This window comes from Falsirhodobacter sp. 20TX0035 (assembly GCF_028307215.1).
GTDB lineage: Bacteria > Pseudomonadota > Alphaproteobacteria > Rhodobacterales > Rhodobacteraceae > Falsirhodobacter.
Genome location: NZ_JAQMHV010000005.1, coordinates 177,858 through 194,955 on the forward strand (window position 1 = coordinate 177,858; position 17,098 = coordinate 194,955).

Here is a 17,098-nt window from a genome sequence, read left to right on the forward strand (position 1 = left end):
TCACTATGTCGTGACCGCTGGAACAACGGGCGCGCGGGCCTCTCGGTTCCCCCGGCTTTTCGGGGTTCTTCTGGCGAAGCCCTTGTTTTCGCGGGATGCGGCACATCTTCTTCAACCGGATCAACATCTTCCCCCTCGCCCGCCGGACAGGGGGGAACCCACAGAAACGCGAACCGTTTGCCCCGTGTCCGCCCAAGTGATGAGGTCGCCGATGAACCAGCCGCCCGCTTTCGCCCCCGACACCACCGCCATGCGCGCCATGCGCGTCACGGCCCCCGGACAAGTCCGGATGGAGGAGATGCCCCTGCCCGTTCCCGCCGACGGCGAGGTTCTGGTGCGGCTGGAAGGCTGCGGCGTTTGCGCGTCGAACCTGGAACCCTGGGCCGGGCCGGACTGGATGAACTATCCCACCGATCCGGGCGGCATGGGGCACGAAGGCTGGGGGCGGGTGGAGGCGCTGGGCGCGGGCGTTACGGGCCTCTCCCTTGGCCAGCGCGTGACCTTTCTGGGCCAGTGCGGCTATGCCACTCACGAGGTGGTGGACGCCGCCCGGGTGATCGCCCTGCCCGACCGCATCAGCGGCCCCTTCCCCGGCGAGGCGTTCGGCTGCGTGATGAACATCTTCCTGCGGTCCGGCATCCGGGCGGGGGACCGGGTCGCGATCATCGGCGTGGGTTTCCTTGGCGCGGCGCTGACGCGGCTGGCGTCGAACGTGGGGGCGGACGTGATCGCCATCTCGCGCCGCGACACCTCGCTGGCATTGGCGCGGCAGATGGGCGCCGCCCGCACCATCCCGATGGAGGATCATCACGCCATCATCCACGAAGTGGCCGAACTGACCGACCACCGCTTCTGCGACGTGGTGATCGAGGCGGTGGGCAAGCAATGGCCGCTGGATCTGGCCGGAGAGATCGTGGCCGAGGGCGGGCGTCTGGTGATCGCGGGTTATCATCAGGACGGGCCGCGTCAGGTGAACATGCAGAACTGGAACTGGCGCGGGATCGACGTGATCAACGCGCATGAACGCAGCCTCGACAAATGCCTGAACGGCGTGCACGAGGCGATCAAGGCGATCGAGGCCGGGCGTCTGGATCCGGGCCCCCTGCTGACGCACATGTTCCCGCTGGAGGCGCTGGATCAGGCGCTGGACGCCACACGGGACAAGCCCGACGGCCTCGTGAAGGCCTGGGTGGCCTGCGCATGAGCGGGACGCGGCCGCGTGTGGCCTTTGTCGGTCTGGGCTGGATCGGGCGTCACAGGATGGAGGGCATCCTGGATCTGGTGGAGCCCGTGGCCTTGGCCGACCCCTTCCCCGAGGGGCGCGAGGAGGCCGCCGCCCTGTGCCCCGGCGCGCAGGTCTTTGAGACGCTGGAGGAAGCGCTGGCCACGAAACCCGACGGGGTGGTGATCGCGACTCCGTCGGCAATGCACGCCGAACAGTCCGTGGCCGCCCTGACCGCCGGCTGCGCCGTGTTCTGCCAGAAGCCCCTTGGCCGCAGCGCCGTTGAGGTGCAGGGCGTCGTCGACGCCGCCCGGGCCAGCAACCGGCTGTTGCACGTGGACCTGTCCTATCGCGGAACGTCGGCCCTCCGGGCCATCCATGCAGCGGTGCAGCGGGGCGACATCGGCAAGGTGTTCGCTGTCGATCTGGTGTTTCACAACGCCTATGGCCCCGGCAAGCCGTGGTTCTACGACAAGGCGCAGTCGGGGGGCGGACCGCTGATGGATCTGGGGGTCCACCTGATCGACTCGGCCCTGTGGTGTCTGAACTTCCCGCAGATGACCTGCACCACGGCCGAGATCTACGGCAAGGGCGCCCCCGGCCTGTCCCCCGACGCGGTGGAGGATTACGCCAGCGCCACCCTGCGCACCGAGGATGGGACGGCCCTGCGCCTTGCCTGTTCGTGGAACCTCCATGCCGGGCGCGAGGCGGTGATCGAGGTGCATCTGCACGGCACCGAAGGCGGGCTGTCCCTGACCAACCCCGGCGGCGACTTCTACGACTTCGAGGCGCGCCTGCATCGTGGCACCACGAGCGAGCGGATCGCCGCACCGCCGGACCCGTGGGGCATCGCCATGATCCGCGACTGGGCCACGCGCCTTGGGCAGGACGCGTCCTTCGATCCGGCGGCGGAACGTTACGTGGATCTGGCCCGTGTCATCGACGACATATATACGAAGGGTGCCCGTTAGGGGCGAAGCTGGGGCAGTGGGAGCCTGCCCTCTGCGCCGGACTGTGGCCGGATCGGGACACGGACCCTGTATTTACTTGGGCATCTACGCCGAAGGATCCAGCCACGGCAGGAGCGCTCGCGCGGGCGCAACGGCTTCCCGCCCGCGCGGAAGCGTCGGATTGCGAGTCAGCAAGCCACGGCCCCATCTGGAATTTATGCCGAGGGCGCCTGCTGGGGATAAGCTGCGATAGGGACGCCAGCGGCGCAACAGCTTGCCGTCTGCACCGAAGCGCCGGACCACGGCTGGATTGGGGGTCAGGACCCATGGTCTCTATCCACGATATATGCCGGGAGCGCCGTTTGGAATCAGCTGCGATGGGGCGCTAGCGGCGCAGCGGCTTGCCATCCGCACCGAAGCGCCGGACCGCGGAAGGATCGGGGGTCAGGAATACGTGCCCCCCCGTTTCGAACGTGGCATCGCGGCCCAGCTTGACGATCACGGGGCCGATCCCGTCCGCCTGAAGATGCACCAGCGTTTCCGATCCGAGGTTCTCCACCAGCTCCACCGTCGCCGGCCAGTCGCCTTCGGTGGGGGAGATCGCCAGATGCTCGGGCCGGATGCCCCAGGTATGGACCGACGGTTCGCCCAGCGCGGCGCCGTTCAGGAAGTTCATGCGCGGCGATCCGATGAAGCCCGCGACGAACGCCGTCTGCGGATCGCGATAGAGGTCCATGGGCCGGCCCGCCTGCTCGATCCGCCCGCCGTTCAGGACGACGATCTTGTCGGCCATGGTCATCGCCTCCACCTGGTCGTGGGTGACGTAGACCATGGTCACGCCCAGTTCCTTGTGCAGGCGGGCGATCTCCACCCGCATCTCGTTGCGCAGTTCGGCATCGAGGTTGGACAGGGGTTCGTCCAGAAGGAACAGGTCGGGCTGGCGCACGATGGCGCGGCCGATGGCCACGCGCTGCCGCTGCCCGCCCGACAGGGCCTTCGGCTTGCGGTCCATGTAGTCGGTCATGCGCAGGATCGCGGCGGCGGCGTCCACCTTCTCGCGGATCTCGGCCTTGGGGCGGCCGGCAAGCTCCAGCCCGAAGCCCATGTTCTGCCGCACGGTCAGGTGTGGGTAAAGGGCGTAGGACTGAAAGACCATCGCCACGCCCCGCTGGGCGGATTCCGCATGGGTCACGTCGCGGCCCGCGATCTCGATCCGGCCGGCGGTCACCTCCTCCAGCCCCGCGATCATGCGCAAGAGGGTGGACTTGCCGCAGCCCGAAGGGCCGACCAGCACGCACAGCTCCCCCGGCACCACCACCAGGTCCAGGGGGGGGATGACCTCGGTCGGGCCGAAGCGCTTCACCACCCCGTGCAGGGCAAGACCCGCGGGCTTCATCTGGATCATCATTTCATCCCCGTGGTTGCGATGCCGCCCGTGATCGACTTCTGCAGGAAGGCGAAGATCAGCGTGACGGGCAGAAGCGACAGAACCGCCATGGCCAGCAGGTAATGCCATTGCACCTCGAACTCCCCCTGAAAGGCGTTGAGGCCGAGTTGCAGCGTGTAGTTTTCCGACCGTTGCAGCACGATCAGCGGCCAGAGGAAGTCGTTCCACCGCCAGATGACCGAGAGGATGGCCAGCACCGCGATGGCGGGCATCGACAGCGGCACGGCGATGCGCCAGAACAGCTGCCATTCCGATCCGCCGTCGATGCGCGCCGCCTCGAACAGGTCCTCGGGCAGGGTCAGCATGTATTGCCGCATCAGGAAGATGCCGACGGGCGTGGCCGCCACCGGCAGGATCGCGCCCCACAAGGTGTCGTAGAGAGCGAGGCTGTTCACCACCAGGAACAGCGGCACAAGGATCACCGTCTGCGGGATCATCAGCGCGAACACCACCAGAAGCAGGAACCCCATCCGGCTGCGGAACCGGTAGCGGCTGAGCGCGTAGCCCGCCATGGAGTTCATCACCACCGACAGGATCGTGGCGACGATCGTCACGAAGGCGCTGTTGTAAAGGAACAACGGGAAGTCGAAGGCGGACAGGCGCGCCGTCAGCGGCTCGGTGTAATTCGAGACTTCCAGATGCGGTTCGGCCAGACGGGTGATCGTCGTCGCCTCCACCCGCACCTGTTCGTGGGGCGGATGGGGGTCGATCAGCACCGCGATGCGGCCCACCTGCGCGCGCAAGCCGAACACGCCCTCCCGTCCCTCGATCGTGTAGGCCGGAAGCGGACGGGGCTGGCCCTCGATCTCCAGCAGGACGGGGGCGTTGGGCAGGATCGTGGGGGGATACTGCGTCAGCTCGCTTTCCGGCTTGAACGACGACAGCACCAGCCAGACCACCGGCAGCGCGATCGTTAGAAAGGCGACGGCCAGGTAGGCGTAGCACAGCCAGTCGGTGAAGCTGGCCTTGCGGCCCCCGGCGCGGCGGCCCAGAAATGTGGCGACGCCCATCAGCGATCCTCCATCCGGCGGTTGGAAAGAACAAGCTGCAACCCGGTCAGCAGGAAGATGATCAGGGCAAGGAGGATCGACATAGCCGCGGCCAGCCCGTATTCGCGGGGCGCCGTGGTGAAGCCGGTTTCGTAGATCGATTGCAGCACGAAGGTGGTGGCGGTGCCGGGGCCGCCGCGGGTCAGGACCCAGACCTCGTCAAACACCTGGAAGGCCTTGGTCACGGCGATGACCGACACGGACAGAAGCGTCGGCATCAGCAGCGGCAGCGTCACCTTGCGGAAGATGCGCCCGTTGGTGAAGGGGCGGTCGGATTCAAGGCTCGCCGCCTCGTACAGATCCTTCGGAATGGCTTGCAGGCCGGCCAGGATGATGAGGGTGTAGAATCCCGCATGGGCCCAGACATAGATGAAGATCGACCAGAACATCGCCCAATGCGCGTCCAGCAGCCAGGGCAGCCCGTCCAGCCCCAGCCGGTCAAGCGTGCCATTCAGAAGGCCCTGCCGGTCCAGGATCCATTTCCAGATCAGCGCCACCACCACCGGCGACAGCATCACGGGATAGAAGAACACCGCCCGCCAGAACCCCTGCGCCCGCACCAGCCGGTTCAGCACCAGCGCCGTGGCGAGCGAGAAGCCCACCATGCACACCACCTCGATCACGACGAAGAAGACGGTGTTGTAAAGGCCGCGCCAGAAGAAGAAGACCTCGGGCGCGCAGGTGGCGGGGTCGAGGTAGTTGGTGCAGGAAAACAGCGTGCGGAAATGCTGCAGGCCCACGAAGGCGCGTTCGGTCGGCAGGACGCGGTTGCCGTCGGTGACGGCGTAGACCCCGTTCAGCAGCATCGGCAGGAAGACGAAGATCGCCAGCGCAAGGAAGTTCGGCAAAAGGAACAGGAAGGCCATCCGCCGGACGCCCACCCGTGCCTGCAACCACCGCATGGGCGGGTTCGTCCAATCGACCGTCCAGCGTCCGACCGCGTTCAGAGGGTTCATGGCCATGCAGCGTCTTTCCGGGTCATGGGGCGGCGCTTTCGATTTCGCGGGTCATGCGGTCCAGCGCGGCGTCCACGCCGATCTCCCCGCTGGTGGCAAGGCCGAGGTTCGCGGTACCGGAATCGAGGATGCGGCGTTGCAACGGTTCCACCTCCAGCTTCTGGATCACGGGGGACACGCGGGCCACCTCGCCCCCGATCACCTCCAGCGACTGGGCCACGGCGGGATCGTCGGTTTCATAGGGCACGCCGGCCTTCAGCAGGTCCAGCTGTCCCGGCACCTGAAGGGTGCGGGCGGCGAACGCCTCCAGCGCGGGGGGGCTGGCCAGATATTCCAGCATCCGCGCCACCTCGCGCGGGTGGGCGGTGTGGCGGAAGCCGACGATGGCCGAACCGCCCGCCATGCCGCCCGGACAGCCTGCATCTCCGCAGGGGTTGGGCACGGCGCGCCAGTCGAAGATCCCGCTGACATTGCGCGACAGGCGCGGCAGCAGCCAGGATCCGGACAGAAGGAAGGCCGTCTCCGAATTCTCGAACAGGTCGGCACCGGGAACAACCTGCGATCCGGACGCGGCGGGCCAGATGTCCAGCGGCATCAGGCGTTCGCCGTGCCAGTCCACCAGGCGCCGCGCAAAGGCACGCACCCCGTCATCCACCACCCGAAGGTGGTCGGCGTCGTCGTAATACCGCGCGCCATAGGCCACGGTGCCGGGGATGGCGCGGTGAAAGGCCCGATCCATCGTCATGCCCGAATACAGGTCCAGCCTGTCCTTCACCTGCCGCGTCGCTTCGGCCCAGTCGTCCCAGGTGGCGGAGGCGTCCGGCACCGGCACGCCCGCCTGTTCGAACAGGGTGACGTTGACATAGCCGATGGTCATCGTGATCTGGTTCGGAAAGCCGAAGATGCCCTGCGGGTCGTTGTGCAGCCGCATCCGCACCAACGCGGACGGATAGAAATCATCCTCCCAATAGGCCGGATCGGCCAGATAGGGGCGGATGTCCAGAAGATGGCGCGACAGCCCCGTGATGTCGGTCACGCGGGCCACGTCCGGGCCCTCCCCCGCCTCCAGCGTGACGGGCAGGCCTTCCAGGATGCCGGAACGGTAGGGCACCACGTCGACCAGCACCGAGATGTCGGGATTGGCCTGTTCGAACCCGTCCAGAAGGTCGCGGTAGACCTCGCACTCGTTGCCGTCGGCATAGCAGGCAAACCGCAGTTCCGTCTGCGCCTGCGCCATCGGGGCCACGCACAGAAAGAGCGCGGCAAGAATACCGGTTCGAACGTTCATGATCCCCCGCACGGGCCGCCGTTCGCCGAAAGATAGCCTGCCATGGGGAAAGGTCCTGTTCATGCGTTAGGCAAATACCATTCCTTGCCGGGAAGGGAAGCCATTTGCCGCGGCTCGGCGCGCCCGTCCCTTCCGCACATCCCGCCCTGCGCCCGTGCAGGTTGACGCATGAGGTCGCAAAAGGCACCTGTGACGCAGGCCGAAGACATGAGGACGCCATGAACAATCCCACCATTCAATCGCTGCGCAACCGCCGCACCCAATACGCGCTGGGCAAGGCCCTGCCCCTGCCGCAGGACGAGGTCGACTCGCTGGTGCGCGAGGCGGTGCGCCAGTCGCCCTCCTCGTTCAACTCCCAAAGCTCCCGCGCGGTGATCCTGTTCGGGGCGGAGCATGAAAAGCTGTGGGGCATCGTGAAGGACACCCTGCGCGCCATCGTTCCGCCCGAAAGCTTTGCGGGGACCGAGGCGAAAATCGACAGCTTCGCCGCCGGGGCGGGCACGGTCCTGTTCTTCGAAGATCAGGCCGCGATCCAGAAGCTGCAGCAGGACTTCCCGCTTTATGCCGACGCCTTCCCGCGCTTTGCCGAACAGTCGGGCGGCATGGCGCAGCTGGCCGTGTGGACCGCGCTGGCCGACGCCGGCATCGGGGCCAGCCTGCAGCATTACAGCCCGCTGATCGACGCGGCGGTGACGAAGGCGTGGGATCTTCCCGAAAGCTGGACGCTGCTAGCGCAGATGCCTTTCGGGTCGAACGAGAAGCCGTTCGGCGACAAGACGTTCATCGCGGACGCCGACCGGTTCCGCACCTTCGGCTGATGTCCTTCGGTGCGAATCCGAAGGGAACCGCACCGTTGCCCGCAGGTTGTCCCCGGCAATCCAAACCCCGGCCCGGCCCCTGCCGGCGCCCTGACAGGACGGAGACGACCGATGGCGGCAAAGACCCTCGAGACGCTGTTCCACGAGACGCTGAAAGACGTGTACTACGCCGAGAAGAAGCTGACGACGAACCTGCGCAAGATGGCGAAAGCCGCGCAGAACCCCGAGCTGAAGGCCGCGTTCGAGCAGCATGAGGAAGAAACCCAAGGCCAGGTGGAACGCCTGAACCAGGTGTTCGAACTGATCGGCAAGCGCCCGCGCGGCAAGACCTGCGACGCGATCGAAGGCATCATTTCGGAAGCGTCCGAGATCATGGACGAGTTCAAGGGCAGCCCGGCGCATGACGCGGGCCTTCTGGCCGCAGCGCAGGCGGCCGAGCATTACGAGATCAGCCGCTACGGCACGCTGAAGGCCTGGGCCGAGAAGCTGGGCATGGACGAGGCGGTGACCCTGCTGGACGAAACGCTGCAGGAAGAAACCGCCACGGACGAAAAGCTGACCCAACTGGCCGAGTCGGTGATCAATGACGCCGCCACCGGCGAAGAGGCCTGACATACGGACGGGGCCCGCCGGCGCGGGCCCTTTCCCTTTGTGACCACCCTATCCACAAGACGTTCGGGAGGTGCCGCGATGGCCCGTTGGCATGGCGATCGGTGGCGCCGATGGCTGGACGACATGCTCACCAGCCTTTGGCTTCTTCCCGCGCTGATGACCGGAACGGCGCCCGTGCTCTATGCGCTGTTCTCGGCTCTCGACCGTCGGGTGACGGCTGCACCAACGGGTCCGCTTCGCCACATCACCTATGTCGCGGCGCCCGATCAGGCGCGGGATCTTCTGGCGACGCTTCTCACCTCTATGATCACGATGGCAAGCCTCGTCTTCTCCATCACGATGGTTGTGCTGACGCTGGCGGCCAGCCAATTCGGGCCGCGCCTGATCCGCAACTTCATGGCCAGCTTCCAGACGCAGATCCTGCTGGGCACCTACATGCTGACCAGCGTCTACTGCCTGCTTCTGCTGACCTCTTTCGGCGACCGGCCCGGCACCGATCCGGCGACGGCTTCCCCTTCCGTTTCGGTGGCGGTGGCGCTTTCGGTCATCAGCCTCGCGCTCCTGATCCTTTATATCCACACGCTGGCCACCTCCATCGTGTCGGAATCGCTGATCTCGGCCGTGGGGAAGGAACTGGATGACGGCGTGGCCTCGCTGACGCGGGGGAACGCGGACCCTTTCTCCATGGCGTCCCCCCCGGATGACTGGGCCGAGAACGCGGCGCATGTGCGCCTGAAAACCGCCGGATACGTCCAGGTGATCGAGTTTCACACCCTCGCCGCCGCCGCGCGCAAGGCCGGCGTGGTGATCTTCCTGCCGTTCCGGACCGGCGATTTCGCGGTGCCCGACGCAGACCCGATCGGGGTGCATCCACCCGACCGCGTCACCCCCGAATTGGAACGCACGCTCCGCGGGGCCGTGTCACTGGGCGTGCATCGGACGCCGGTGCAGGATCTGGAATACTCCATCCGGCATCTGGTGGAAATCGCGATGCGGGCCCTGTCGCCCGCCATCAACGACCCCTACACCGCCGTGGCCGTGATCCAGCGGCTGACGGCGTCCTGGTCGGATCTTCTGGGCTGCAATCTGCCGCAGGGGGCGATCCGGGACCCGGACGGGGCGGTGCGGGTCGTCTTTCCGCCGGTCAGCTTCCGCAGCCTGCTGAAAGCCTCGTTCAGCCAGATCCGGCAGACGGCGGCGGACAAGCCCTTCGTGCTGATCCACCTGCTGAAGGCGCTGGAGCAGATGTCCCACAGCACCGTCACCCTCGACCAGCGCACTGATCTGGAAGACCAGGTCCGCGCGGCGCTGGAGGATGCGGAGCGGGAGGTCGCCAATAGCCAGGACCTGCGCGACGTGCAGGCGCAGGCCCGCCGCACGCTGGAGGTTCTGGCCCGCCAGCCATCCGCCCGCCCCCGGCTCAGCGGGGACGGAAGTCGGTGAAGGGCGTGATCCGGCGGCAATAGGCGGCCATCAGGCGGGCCGTCGCCTCCACATCCTTCAGGCTGATCACCTCGCTGGGCGTGTGCATGTAGCGCAGCGGCACGCTGAGAAGGCCCGTGGCCATCCCGCCCCGGGTCACCTGAAGCGCGCGCGCGTCGGTGGGTGTGCTGCTGCCGGTGGCGTGGATCTGGACGTCGATCTGCTCCTCGGCCACGGCTTCGGTCAGAAGGCGGAACACCTCGTGGTTGGTGTTGGCGCCGCGGTCGATCGCGGGCCCCATGCCGATGTCGAACTTGCCATAGCGCGAGGTGGTGGCGTCGCGGTAATCCGTGGCCTGCCCCATGTCCACCGCCAGCCCCGATTGCGGGCCGATGGCATAGGCGGCCGTCTCCGCCCCGCGCGATCCGATCTCCTCCTGCACGGTGGCGACGGCATAGACGCCGACGTTCAGGTCCAGCCCGCCTTCCTGCCGCAGCATCCGCAACGCCTCGGCGATGATGAGGATGCCGGCCTTGTTGTCAAAGGCCCGCCCCACCACGCGTTCGCCCATCAGGGGCTGGTATTCATACTGGAAGGTGACCACGTCGCCCAGGCTGACGCAGGCCGCCGCCTCATCATGCGAGGTGGCGCCGATGTCGATCCACAGATCATCCATCGCCGGTTTCCTTTCCAACTCTGACGGGTCCAGAAGATGGATCGCCTTGCGCCCGACGACGCCGGGAAGACGGGACCGGCCGTGGACCCAGACGCGCTGACCCAGCGGGGTCGTGGCATCGTGCCCGCCGATGGGGCTGAAATACAAAAGACCGTCCGGGCCGATGTGGTGGATGATGAACCCGATCTCGTCCATATGGGCGGCGAGCATGACCTTCATCTCGGCCTGCGGGTTCAGGATGGCGGTGACATTGCCCAGAACGTCGGTTCGCACCTCATCGGCGAAGGGGGTGACGTGGTCGCGATAAAGACGCGCGACGGGCTGTTCATAACCGCTGGGCGATGGCGCGGCGATCAGGTCCTTGAGGAAGTCGATCGAGATACGGGGCATGTCTGTCACCTTGAAAGGATTGAACGGCGAGGACCGCCGGTCGGGGTCAGTCGCGCGCCAGAAGCGCGTTCAAGAGGTCGGGAAGGTTTGGGTCGCCCGCCGGGCAGGTGCAGACGTTGGGAACGGGGGAAAACCGCAGGTCGGGGGCCAGCGCCCCCTCCCCCAAAAGGACGATCCCGATGCGGGGGCACCGGAAGCGGATGCGCGCGGCCAGATCCCAGGCCGGCCGTTCCGCGCCCGGCCGCACCGGGATGCAGATGACGCGGACGGATGGGAAATGCTTCAGAAGCACGAACATTGCCCGGGCATCCGGGGCCGGCAGCACGGGCAGGCCCGCATGCTTCAGGCGCAGGCGCGCGTTTGGCGACAGGGGGACCATCTCCTCCACCACCAGAATGGCGGGCGCGTCAGGGTCGGGCGACGCGGTCGCCGGCCCATACAGGCGGCGTATAAGGGGTTCTTGATGAATGGAAAGGGTTCCTTGCACCGGGTGCCGTGGAAAGGAGCTTAGGGTGCCGCGCCCGGCCGCCCACCATGGGTGCGGTATCGTACTGCACCGGTTCCTCCGGCGGTTCGTCGCTCATGGCCTTCCGGCCCCTTGCGGTCGCGCCGGTTCCGTGGACATGTGCCGCCCGACTCCGATGTGGCTGCCCCCTGTGGCACAGGACCGAACGATGACGCTGCCCACCCGCTCCTTTCTCAACCTGAACATCCCCATGGCCCGCCGCGTGGCAGAGCATGACTGGTCCTGCACGCCCCTTGGTCCCATCGACGAATGGCCGGCCGCGCTGAAGATCGCGGTGGCGCTGACGCTGGGATCGGGCTTTGCCAAATGCCTGTGCTGGGGGCCGCAGCACATCGCCATCTACAACGACGCGTTCCAGCCGATCCTTGCGGACAAGGGCGACTGCCTCGGCCTTCCCTTCTCCCTCATCTGGGAGGAGTCGTGGCCCGCCATCGGCCCCATCGCCGCCAAGGCGCTGGCGGGGGAATCCACCTTCATCAAGGACTTTCCCCTGAAGGTCCGCCGCGACGCCTCGGGGCTGCAGGAGGCGTTCTTCACCTTCTCCTACAGCCCCGTGACGGACGAGAACGGGGCCGTCCTCGGCTTCATGGACACGGTGATCGAGACGACGGACCGCGTGCGCTTCGAACGCAAGGCCGCCGTCAGCAACCGCGAGCTGGTGCACCGGATGAAGAACTCCTACGCGCTGGTGACGGCCATCGTGCGGCAGATCGCGCGGCGGGCGACCTCGGTGGAGGATCTGCGCGACCGGCTGGTCACGCGGCTGGCCGACATGGGCCACGCGCAGGAGATCCTGTCCCTGCGCGTCGACATGCAGGCCAGCGTGGACGAGGTGGTGGCCCATCTGCGCGACCGCATGGACGGGCTGGGCACACGCTTCGAGATTTCCGGCCCCCGCATCGCGCTGAGCGACAACGAGACCTTCGCGCTGACGCTGGCTTTGTATGAACTGGCGACGAATTCCACGAAATACGGCGCCCTGTCGACCGACACCGGCCGCATCCTGATCCACTGGTCGGTGGAGGAGGACGGACATGAAAAGCGCTTCGTCTTCTGCTGGCGCGAGGTGGGCGGCCCGCCCGTGGAAACGCCCAAGGCCTACGGTTTCGGAAGCTTCCTCGTGAAGCAGCTTCTGGCGGCGGAATTCGGGGGAGAGATGTCCGTGCAGTATCCGCCCGAGGGCGTGATCTGCCAGCTGACGGCGCGCCGGGCGGGTTAACCGGTCCGCCGCTCCTCCAGCCTCCGCAGGAAATTCTCAAGCTCCAGCCGCCGTCGGGCGGCGTCGGTCACATCCTCGTTCAACCCCAGCTGCCAGGCCAGATCGCGGCGATCGGGATGGTCGTGCAAGGTTTGCAGCCTTGTCGCATGGGCGTCGAGGGCGGCGTCGCTTTCCGCAAGCCCCTCCTCGATCAGGTCGGGGCCCTGCCGGCGCAGGGCGGCGCCGATCTCGGCCAAAGTCAGTTCGGGATGATACTGCACGCCCCAGAAGACGCCGTTGCCGTGCCGGATCTCCGCCGCCTCGACCGGGGTGTCGGCGTTGGAGGCGAGGATCGTGGTGCCCGGTGGCAGCGTCTTGACCACGCTGGAATGCATCGCGGGCGCCGTCCAGACGAGGCCGCGGCCGTGCAGAAGGGGATGGGACCGGCCCTCCTCCGTCGCGGTGATGTTGCGGGCGAAGCCGGCCTCGATGCCGGGGCTGCGCAGGCCCGTCGTCCCGCCGGCCGCCGCGACCGCGATCTGAAGGCCCGCGCAGGAGCCGAAGGACGGCGTTCCCGCCTCGAAGATGGAGGTCATGAAGCGCGCGGCTTGCCGCGTCTCCTCGCTTTCCTCATGCATCTGGATGGGGGAGCCGGCGAAGAAGATCCCGTCGAAGCCGCGCAGGTCGCGGACGGTCAGAGGATCCCCCCCTTCCACGCAGGACACGCCGGTGATGTTGAGATCCGGGCGCATCTGCCGCAGCGCGTCGGCATAGCTTTCGTGAGAGGCCGCACCGGACGATCTGCGTCGAGTCTTCTGCTGGTCCGGGGTTTCGCTGGCAACGACAAGTACGCGGAGGGTCACGAGGGTTCGCTTTATCTGGGGATGACCGGGCACAACGCGCGGAAGGCGGTTCTGTTCAGTGCAACTGGGGTATCTTTTCTGTGCGCGCCGGATGCCGAAACTCTTCCGTCGACGGACAAGGCAGGTTCGAGGTGGTTTATTAGCGATTGCGACGCGTGTTGTATACTGGATCACTTGCGGCTGCTTTCGCCGGATCCTGGACATCGGCATAAGGCCGCCCGGGCCATCCTTCGCTGCCACTGAGCTTGGGCTCGTGAGGCCTGTGGGTTCGTGCGTGCTGCCGACTTGGCTGCAGGCCTCAGTCGTAGGCTACGGCTGCTGTTCGGGCTGGGCGAAGATGCGTCGGACCGGTGTCGCTAACCAGAAGGGTATTAACATCCACATCCTGCGACAGCCCGCTCGCTCGGACTTTCGGTCGCGTTCGGGATCTGGCCATTCTACCTTAGGCCGACAGCCTATTCATTCCGGCGTCAGGTCTTACCAAAGCCCGGTATTCGCGGCGCATCGATAAGGTGGATTTCGATCCTCCGGCAGGCGGCCTCGGCGGGCAGCAGGCGGCGCAGGAGGAACGGCAGCAGCAGGATGGCGGCAGGATGGCAGCGGCGGCCTTGTTCCCGCAGGCCTTCAGGCGGGCCAAGAGTTGCGAACCCGACAGCGTCCGCAGACCGAGGTCCGGAAGGATCACGTCGAAATCCTCCGCCCGCACGCGCCGCTCTGCGAGGCGGCCATCTTCGGCCCAGTCGATCTGGCAGCCGCACCGAACGAGGCTCTGCATGAGCCAGTCGGCCGGTTCATGATCATCGTCGACAAGAAGCAAGCGCATGGGAAGGGTTCCGGGGTGATCCCTTCCTTCCCAGGCGCTTCGCGGCGCACGCGCCATGGCCCGCGCATCGGTTTGCGGCAGAGCCGTCGGCGACGACGATGCAGATCGCCCTTCCGGACAGCGCGGATCCCCGCTAACACCGGGGCATGGCCATCACGCTGACCACCCTTCAGGATCTGGCGGCACATCGCTTCGACGATGTGATCGACGTGCGCGCGCCGTCCGAATTCGTGGACGACCACCTTCCCGGCGCGATCAGCCTGCCGGTCCTGGATGACGAGGAACGCGCCCGCGTCGGCACCGTCTACAAGCAGGTGGCGCCGTTTTCCGCCCGCAAGATCGGCGCCGCGCTCGTGTCGCGCAACGCGGCGCGGCATCTGGAAGGGCCATTGGCCGACAAGCCGGGCGACTGGCGCCCGCTGGTCTATTGCTGGCGCGGGGGGCAGCGCTCAGGCTCCTTCGCCACGATCCTTTCGCAGATCGGCTGGCGGGTGGAAACGATTGTTGGCGGCTACAAGGCGTGGCGCGGCCTTGTTCTTGATCAGCTGAAGGCCGAGGTGGGGCGCGTCATCGTGCTGGACGGCAACACCGGGTCGGCCAAGACGGAGATGCTGCATCTTCTGGCCGCGCGCGGGGTGCAGGTGATCGATATGGAAGGGCTGGCGAACCATCGCGGATCGCTGTTCGGCGCGCAGGGGGCTCAACCCTCGCAGCGGCTGTTCGAAGGGCGGCTGGCGCAGGTGCTGGCCACTCTCGACCCCTCCCGGCCCGTGGTGGTGGAGGCGGAAAGCTCCAAGGTCGGGCAGTGCCGCGTGCCGGCAATGCTGTGGAAGGCGATGTGCGCCGCCCCCCGGGTGGAGATCGTGGCGAGCGTGGCCGAACGCGCCCGCTATCTTGCCCGCGCCTATGCCGACGTGACGGCGGACCCGTCGCGGCTGATGGCGACGATCGACCTCTTGCGCCCGTTCCATCCGGCCGACCGCATCGCCGAATGGCAGGCCATGGCCGGCGCGGGCGCGTTCGAGGCGCTGGCGGGCCAGCTTGTCGCCCTGCACTACGATCCGCGCTACCTCAAGCACCGCGCGCGCAGCGACCGCCCCCGCCGCCGGGTGGAGATCGCGCGCCTCGACCCCGAGACGCTGGCCGCAGCGGCGGACCGGCTGGCCGACATCTTACGGAGTGACCGATGACCGAGCCCCGACTGACCTCCCTGTCCCATGGCGGCGGCTGCGGCTGCAAGATCGCGCCGGGGGTGCTGGAAAGCATCCTGCGCGCGGCACCCGCCCTGCCCGTCCCGGCCGAACTTCTGGTGGGCACCGAAACCTCCGACGACGCCGCTGTCTACCGGATCAGCGAAACGCAGGCGCTGGTCGCCACCACCGACTTCTTCATGCCCATCGTGGACGATCCCCACGATTTCGGACGGATCGCGGCGACCAACGCGATCAGCGACGTCTATGCAATGGGCGGGCAGCCGATCTTCGCGCTGGCTCTGGTGGGCATGCCGGTGAACGTGCTGTCCACTACGACCATCGGCCGGATCCTGGAGGGCGGCAGCGCCGCCTGCCGCGCGGCCGGGATCCCCATCGCGGGCGGCCACACCATCGACTCGGTCGAACCGATCTACGGCCTTGTGGCCCTCGGGCTGGTCGATCCGCGCCACCTGAAGCGCAACTCCGGCGCCCGGCCGGGGGATGTGCTGATTCTTGGCAAGGGGCTGGGGGTCGGCATCTTCTCGGCCGCGCTGAAGAAGGGGATGCTGGACGCCGACGGGTACCGCCGGATGATCGAGACGACGACCGCCCTGAACACCCCCGGCCCTGAACTGGCGCGGATGGAGGGCGTGCACGCGATGACCGACGTGACCGGCTTCGGCCTGGCCGGCCACGCGCTGGAAATGGCGCGAGGATCGGGCTGCGCGATCCGGCTGGACATGGGGTGCGTTCCGGTGCTGCAAGGTGCGCGCGACCTTGCCCGGGCGGGCATCGTAACCGGCGCATCGGCTCGAAATTGGGACAGCTATGGCGCCCGGGTCGACGGCGCCCTCCCACCCGAGGACCGCGCCCTGCTGAGCGACCCACAGACCAGCGGTGGCCTCCTTGTCGCCTGCGCGCCCGACGCGGCCGAGGCTGTGCTCGATTGCTTCCGCCGCCATGGATTTGCGAACGCCGCGGTTGTTGGGGCGGTCGAGACGGCCGACTTTCCGAAGCTTTGGCTTTAGAGGCCGAGCGCCTGCCGTTGGCGCTTAAACGAACTGTTCAGCCCGGCCGTCCAGGGGCGTGTTCCTGATCCTGGATCCTGGGTGGTTTTTTGCAGAATAGTGACCACATCAGGTCACTGCGACCAACCATGAAGATCGACCGGAAGATCGCGGGCATCCTGTCGGCCATCGAGGACGGGATGTATCATCCGTCGATGAAGGCGAAGATGGACGGTCTGGAAGCCCGGCAGATCGAGCTTGGCCAGACTTTGGCGAACCGCCCCGAGCCCCCCGCCCTGCGGCTTCACCCGAGCCTCGGCTCGCGTTTCCGGTCGGAGATCGCCCGCCTCTCGGAAGCGCTGCAAACGCCGGACGGGAAGCGCAAAGCAACGACGCTGCTGCGCGGACTGATTTCGGAAGTGCGAATGATCCCGGAGGTGGGGGCTCCCGGCGGTCACCGGATCGAGCTGATCGGGGAACTGGCCCGGATCCTGTCCCTCACCGAGGATGGGCATGTTTCGAATGGCCACATGTGGAATAGCAAAAAGCCCCCGCGGTTGGCGAGGGCTGGGTCGGAAACGTTGGTTGCGGGAGCAGGATTTGAACCTGCGACCTTCAGGTTATGAGCCTGACGAGCTACCGGGCTGCTCCATCCCGC

The 17,098-nt window shown here is 67.1% G+C and carries 17 protein-coding genes and 1 pseudogene; 9 read left to right on the forward strand and 9 right to left on the reverse strand.

Features of this window, described 5'->3' with window-relative positions:
- The first annotated feature begins 211 nt into the window (after positions 1–211).
- Both PIJ50_RS08765 and PIJ50_RS08770 read left to right on the forward strand, forming a co-directional pair.
- Positions 212–1,204 (forward strand): MDR/zinc-dependent alcohol dehydrogenase-like family protein, encoded by a 993-nt coding sequence (locus PIJ50_RS08765; protein ID WP_271974473.1) that lies wholly within the window; start codon positions 212–214, stop codon positions 1,202–1,204.
- On the forward strand, positions 1,201–2,193 hold the full coding sequence (locus tag PIJ50_RS08770; protein WP_334212722.1) for a Gfo/Idh/MocA family protein: 993 nt from the start codon (positions 1,201–1,203) through the stop codon (positions 2,191–2,193). The genes PIJ50_RS08765 and PIJ50_RS08770 overlap by 4 nt, the downstream gene beginning before the upstream one ends.
- A 364-nt stretch (positions 2,194–2,557) precedes the next feature.
- Here PIJ50_RS08770 and PIJ50_RS16415 read toward each other — a convergent pair whose 3' ends face one another.
- From PIJ50_RS16415 to PIJ50_RS08790, 5 genes and pseudogenes are all read right to left on the reverse strand, one after another.
- Positions 2,558–3,049, reverse strand: a complete 492-nt coding sequence (locus tag PIJ50_RS16415) for a TOBE domain-containing protein (protein ID WP_442900720.1) — start codon at positions 3,047–3,049, stop codon at positions 2,558–2,560.
- A gap of 90 nt (positions 3,050–3,139) precedes the next feature.
- Positions 3,140–3,478, reverse strand: a pseudogene (locus PIJ50_RS16420) (ABC transporter ATP-binding protein); the annotation flags it as partial.
- 98 nt (positions 3,479–3,576) lie between these two features.
- Positions 3,577–4,629: a carbohydrate ABC transporter permease gene (locus PIJ50_RS08780; RefSeq protein WP_271974475.1), complete on the reverse strand. Its 1,053-nt coding sequence runs from the start codon at positions 4,627–4,629 to the stop codon at positions 3,577–3,579.
- Positions 4,629–5,630: a carbohydrate ABC transporter permease gene (locus PIJ50_RS08785; protein WP_271974477.1), complete on the reverse strand. Its 1,002-nt coding sequence runs from the start codon at positions 5,628–5,630 to the stop codon at positions 4,629–4,631. The genes PIJ50_RS08780 and PIJ50_RS08785 overlap by 1 nt, the downstream gene beginning before the upstream one ends.
- Before the next feature lie 16 nt (positions 5,631–5,646).
- Entirely contained in the window at positions 5,647–6,912 is a 1,266-nt protein-coding gene (locus PIJ50_RS08790; RefSeq protein WP_271974478.1) for an ABC transporter substrate-binding protein, read from the reverse strand.
- A gap of 218 nt (positions 6,913–7,130) precedes the next feature.
- Here PIJ50_RS08790 and PIJ50_RS08795 point away from each other — a divergent pair, with 218 nt between their 5' ends.
- The 3 genes from PIJ50_RS08795 to PIJ50_RS08805 all read left to right on the forward strand — a co-directional run bounded on the left by PIJ50_RS08795 (position 7,131) and on the right by PIJ50_RS08805 (position 9,785).
- The gene (locus tag PIJ50_RS08795) at positions 7,131–7,730 is read left to right on the forward strand and encodes a nitroreductase family protein (RefSeq protein ID WP_271974479.1); all 600 of its coding nucleotides are present in this window, start codon (positions 7,131–7,133) and stop codon (positions 7,728–7,730) included.
- A gap of 111 nt (positions 7,731–7,841) precedes the next feature.
- Complete coding sequence (locus PIJ50_RS08800) at positions 7,842–8,342, forward strand: YciE/YciF ferroxidase family protein (RefSeq protein WP_271974481.1); 501 nt, start codon at positions 7,842–7,844, stop codon at positions 8,340–8,342.
- 78 nt (positions 8,343–8,420) lie between these two features.
- On the forward strand, positions 8,421–9,785 hold the full coding sequence (locus PIJ50_RS08805) for a DUF2254 domain-containing protein (RefSeq protein ID WP_271974483.1): 1,365 nt from the start codon (positions 8,421–8,423) through the stop codon (positions 9,783–9,785).
- Here PIJ50_RS08805 and PIJ50_RS08810 read toward each other — a convergent pair.
- Positions 9,763–10,830: a M42 family metallopeptidase gene (locus tag PIJ50_RS08810; protein WP_271974484.1), complete on the reverse strand. Its 1,068-nt coding sequence runs from the start codon at positions 10,828–10,830 to the stop codon at positions 9,763–9,765. The genes PIJ50_RS08805 and PIJ50_RS08810 overlap by 23 nt on opposite strands.
- A 46-nt stretch (positions 10,831–10,876) precedes the next feature.
- Positions 10,877–11,209, reverse strand: a complete 333-nt coding sequence (locus tag PIJ50_RS08815; RefSeq protein WP_271974486.1) for a hypothetical protein — start codon at positions 11,207–11,209, stop codon at positions 10,877–10,879.
- Positions 11,210–11,504: 295 nt separating this feature from the next.
- Here PIJ50_RS08815 and PIJ50_RS08820 point away from each other — a divergent pair, with 295 nt between their 5' ends.
- Positions 11,505–12,575, forward strand: a complete 1,071-nt coding sequence (locus PIJ50_RS08820) for a sensor histidine kinase (protein WP_271974489.1) — start codon at positions 11,505–11,507, stop codon at positions 12,573–12,575.
- Here the strand turns inward: PIJ50_RS08820 and PIJ50_RS08825 are convergent.
- Together PIJ50_RS08825 and PIJ50_RS08830 are read right to left on the reverse strand one after the other, a co-directional pair.
- The gene (locus tag PIJ50_RS08825; RefSeq protein ID WP_271974490.1) at positions 12,572–13,417 is read right to left on the reverse strand and encodes a type 1 glutamine amidotransferase; all 846 of its coding nucleotides are present in this window, start codon (positions 13,415–13,417) and stop codon (positions 12,572–12,574) included. The genes PIJ50_RS08820 and PIJ50_RS08825 overlap by 4 nt on opposite strands.
- A gap of 442 nt (positions 13,418–13,859) precedes the next feature.
- Positions 13,860–14,240, reverse strand: a complete 381-nt coding sequence (locus tag PIJ50_RS08830) for a response regulator (RefSeq protein ID WP_271974491.1) — start codon at positions 14,238–14,240, stop codon at positions 13,860–13,862.
- 146 nt (positions 14,241–14,386) lie between these two features.
- Between PIJ50_RS08830 and mnmH the strand changes: the two genes are divergently transcribed.
- From mnmH to PIJ50_RS08845, 3 genes are all read left to right on the forward strand, one after another.
- Entirely contained in the window at positions 14,387–15,430 is a 1,044-nt protein-coding gene (gene mnmH / locus PIJ50_RS08835; protein ID WP_271974493.1) for a tRNA 2-selenouridine(34) synthase MnmH, read from the forward strand.
- A complete protein-coding gene (gene selD / locus PIJ50_RS08840) occupies positions 15,427–16,461 on the forward strand; it encodes a selenide, water dikinase SelD (RefSeq protein WP_271974495.1) in 1,035 nt (344 codons plus the stop codon). Before mnmH ends, selD begins: the two co-directional genes overlap by 4 nt.
- A 128-nt stretch (positions 16,462–16,589) precedes the next feature.
- Positions 16,590–17,066, forward strand: a complete 477-nt coding sequence (locus PIJ50_RS08845) for a hypothetical protein (protein WP_271974497.1) — start codon at positions 16,590–16,592, stop codon at positions 17,064–17,066.
- Positions 17,067–17,098: the final 32 nt, after the last annotated feature.

Coding starts and splice junctions, on each gene's coding strand:
- PIJ50_RS08805 (WP_271974483.1), top strand. CDS start 8,421: ATGGCCCGTTGGCATGGCGATCGGTGGCGCCGATGGCTGGACGACATG.
- PIJ50_RS08780 (WP_271974475.1), bottom strand. CDS start 4,629: ATGGGCGTCGCCACATTTCTGGGCCGCCGCGCCGGGGGCCGCAAGGCC.
- PIJ50_RS08800 (WP_271974481.1), top strand. CDS start 7,842: ATGGCGGCAAAGACCCTCGAGACGCTGTTCCACGAGACGCTGAAAGAC.
- PIJ50_RS08810 (WP_271974484.1), bottom strand. CDS start 10,830: ATGCCCCGTATCTCGATCGACTTCCTCAAGGACCTGATCGCCGCGCCA.
- PIJ50_RS08790 (WP_271974478.1), bottom strand. CDS start 6,912: ATGAACGTTCGAACCGGTATTCTTGCCGCGCTCTTTCTGTGCGTGGCC.
- PIJ50_RS08770 (WP_334212722.1), top strand. CDS start 1,201: ATGAGCGGGACGCGGCCGCGTGTGGCCTTTGTCGGTCTGGGCTGGATC.
- PIJ50_RS08830 (WP_271974491.1), bottom strand. CDS start 14,240: ATGCGCTTGCTTCTTGTCGACGATGATCATGAACCGGCCGACTGGCTC.
- PIJ50_RS08815 (WP_271974486.1), bottom strand. CDS start 11,209: ATGGTCCCCCTGTCGCCAAACGCGCGCCTGCGCCTGAAGCATGCGGGC.
- PIJ50_RS08795 (WP_271974479.1), top strand. CDS start 7,131: ATGAACAATCCCACCATTCAATCGCTGCGCAACCGCCGCACCCAATAC.
- PIJ50_RS08785 (WP_271974477.1), bottom strand. CDS start 5,630: ATGGCCATGAACCCTCTGAACGCGGTCGGACGCTGGACGGTCGATTGG.
- PIJ50_RS08765 (WP_271974473.1), top strand. CDS start 212: ATGAACCAGCCGCCCGCTTTCGCCCCCGACACCACCGCCATGCGCGCC.
- PIJ50_RS16415 (WP_442900720.1), bottom strand. CDS start 3,049: ATGCGGGTGGAGATCGCCCGCCTGCACAAGGAACTGGGCGTGACCATG.
- mnmH (WP_271974493.1), top strand. CDS start 14,387: ATGGCCATCACGCTGACCACCCTTCAGGATCTGGCGGCACATCGCTTC.
- selD (WP_271974495.1), top strand. CDS start 15,427: ATGACCGAGCCCCGACTGACCTCCCTGTCCCATGGCGGCGGCTGCGGC.
- PIJ50_RS08820 (WP_271974489.1), top strand. CDS start 11,505: ATGACGCTGCCCACCCGCTCCTTTCTCAACCTGAACATCCCCATGGCC.
- PIJ50_RS08845 (WP_271974497.1), top strand. CDS start 16,590: ATGAAGATCGACCGGAAGATCGCGGGCATCCTGTCGGCCATCGAGGAC.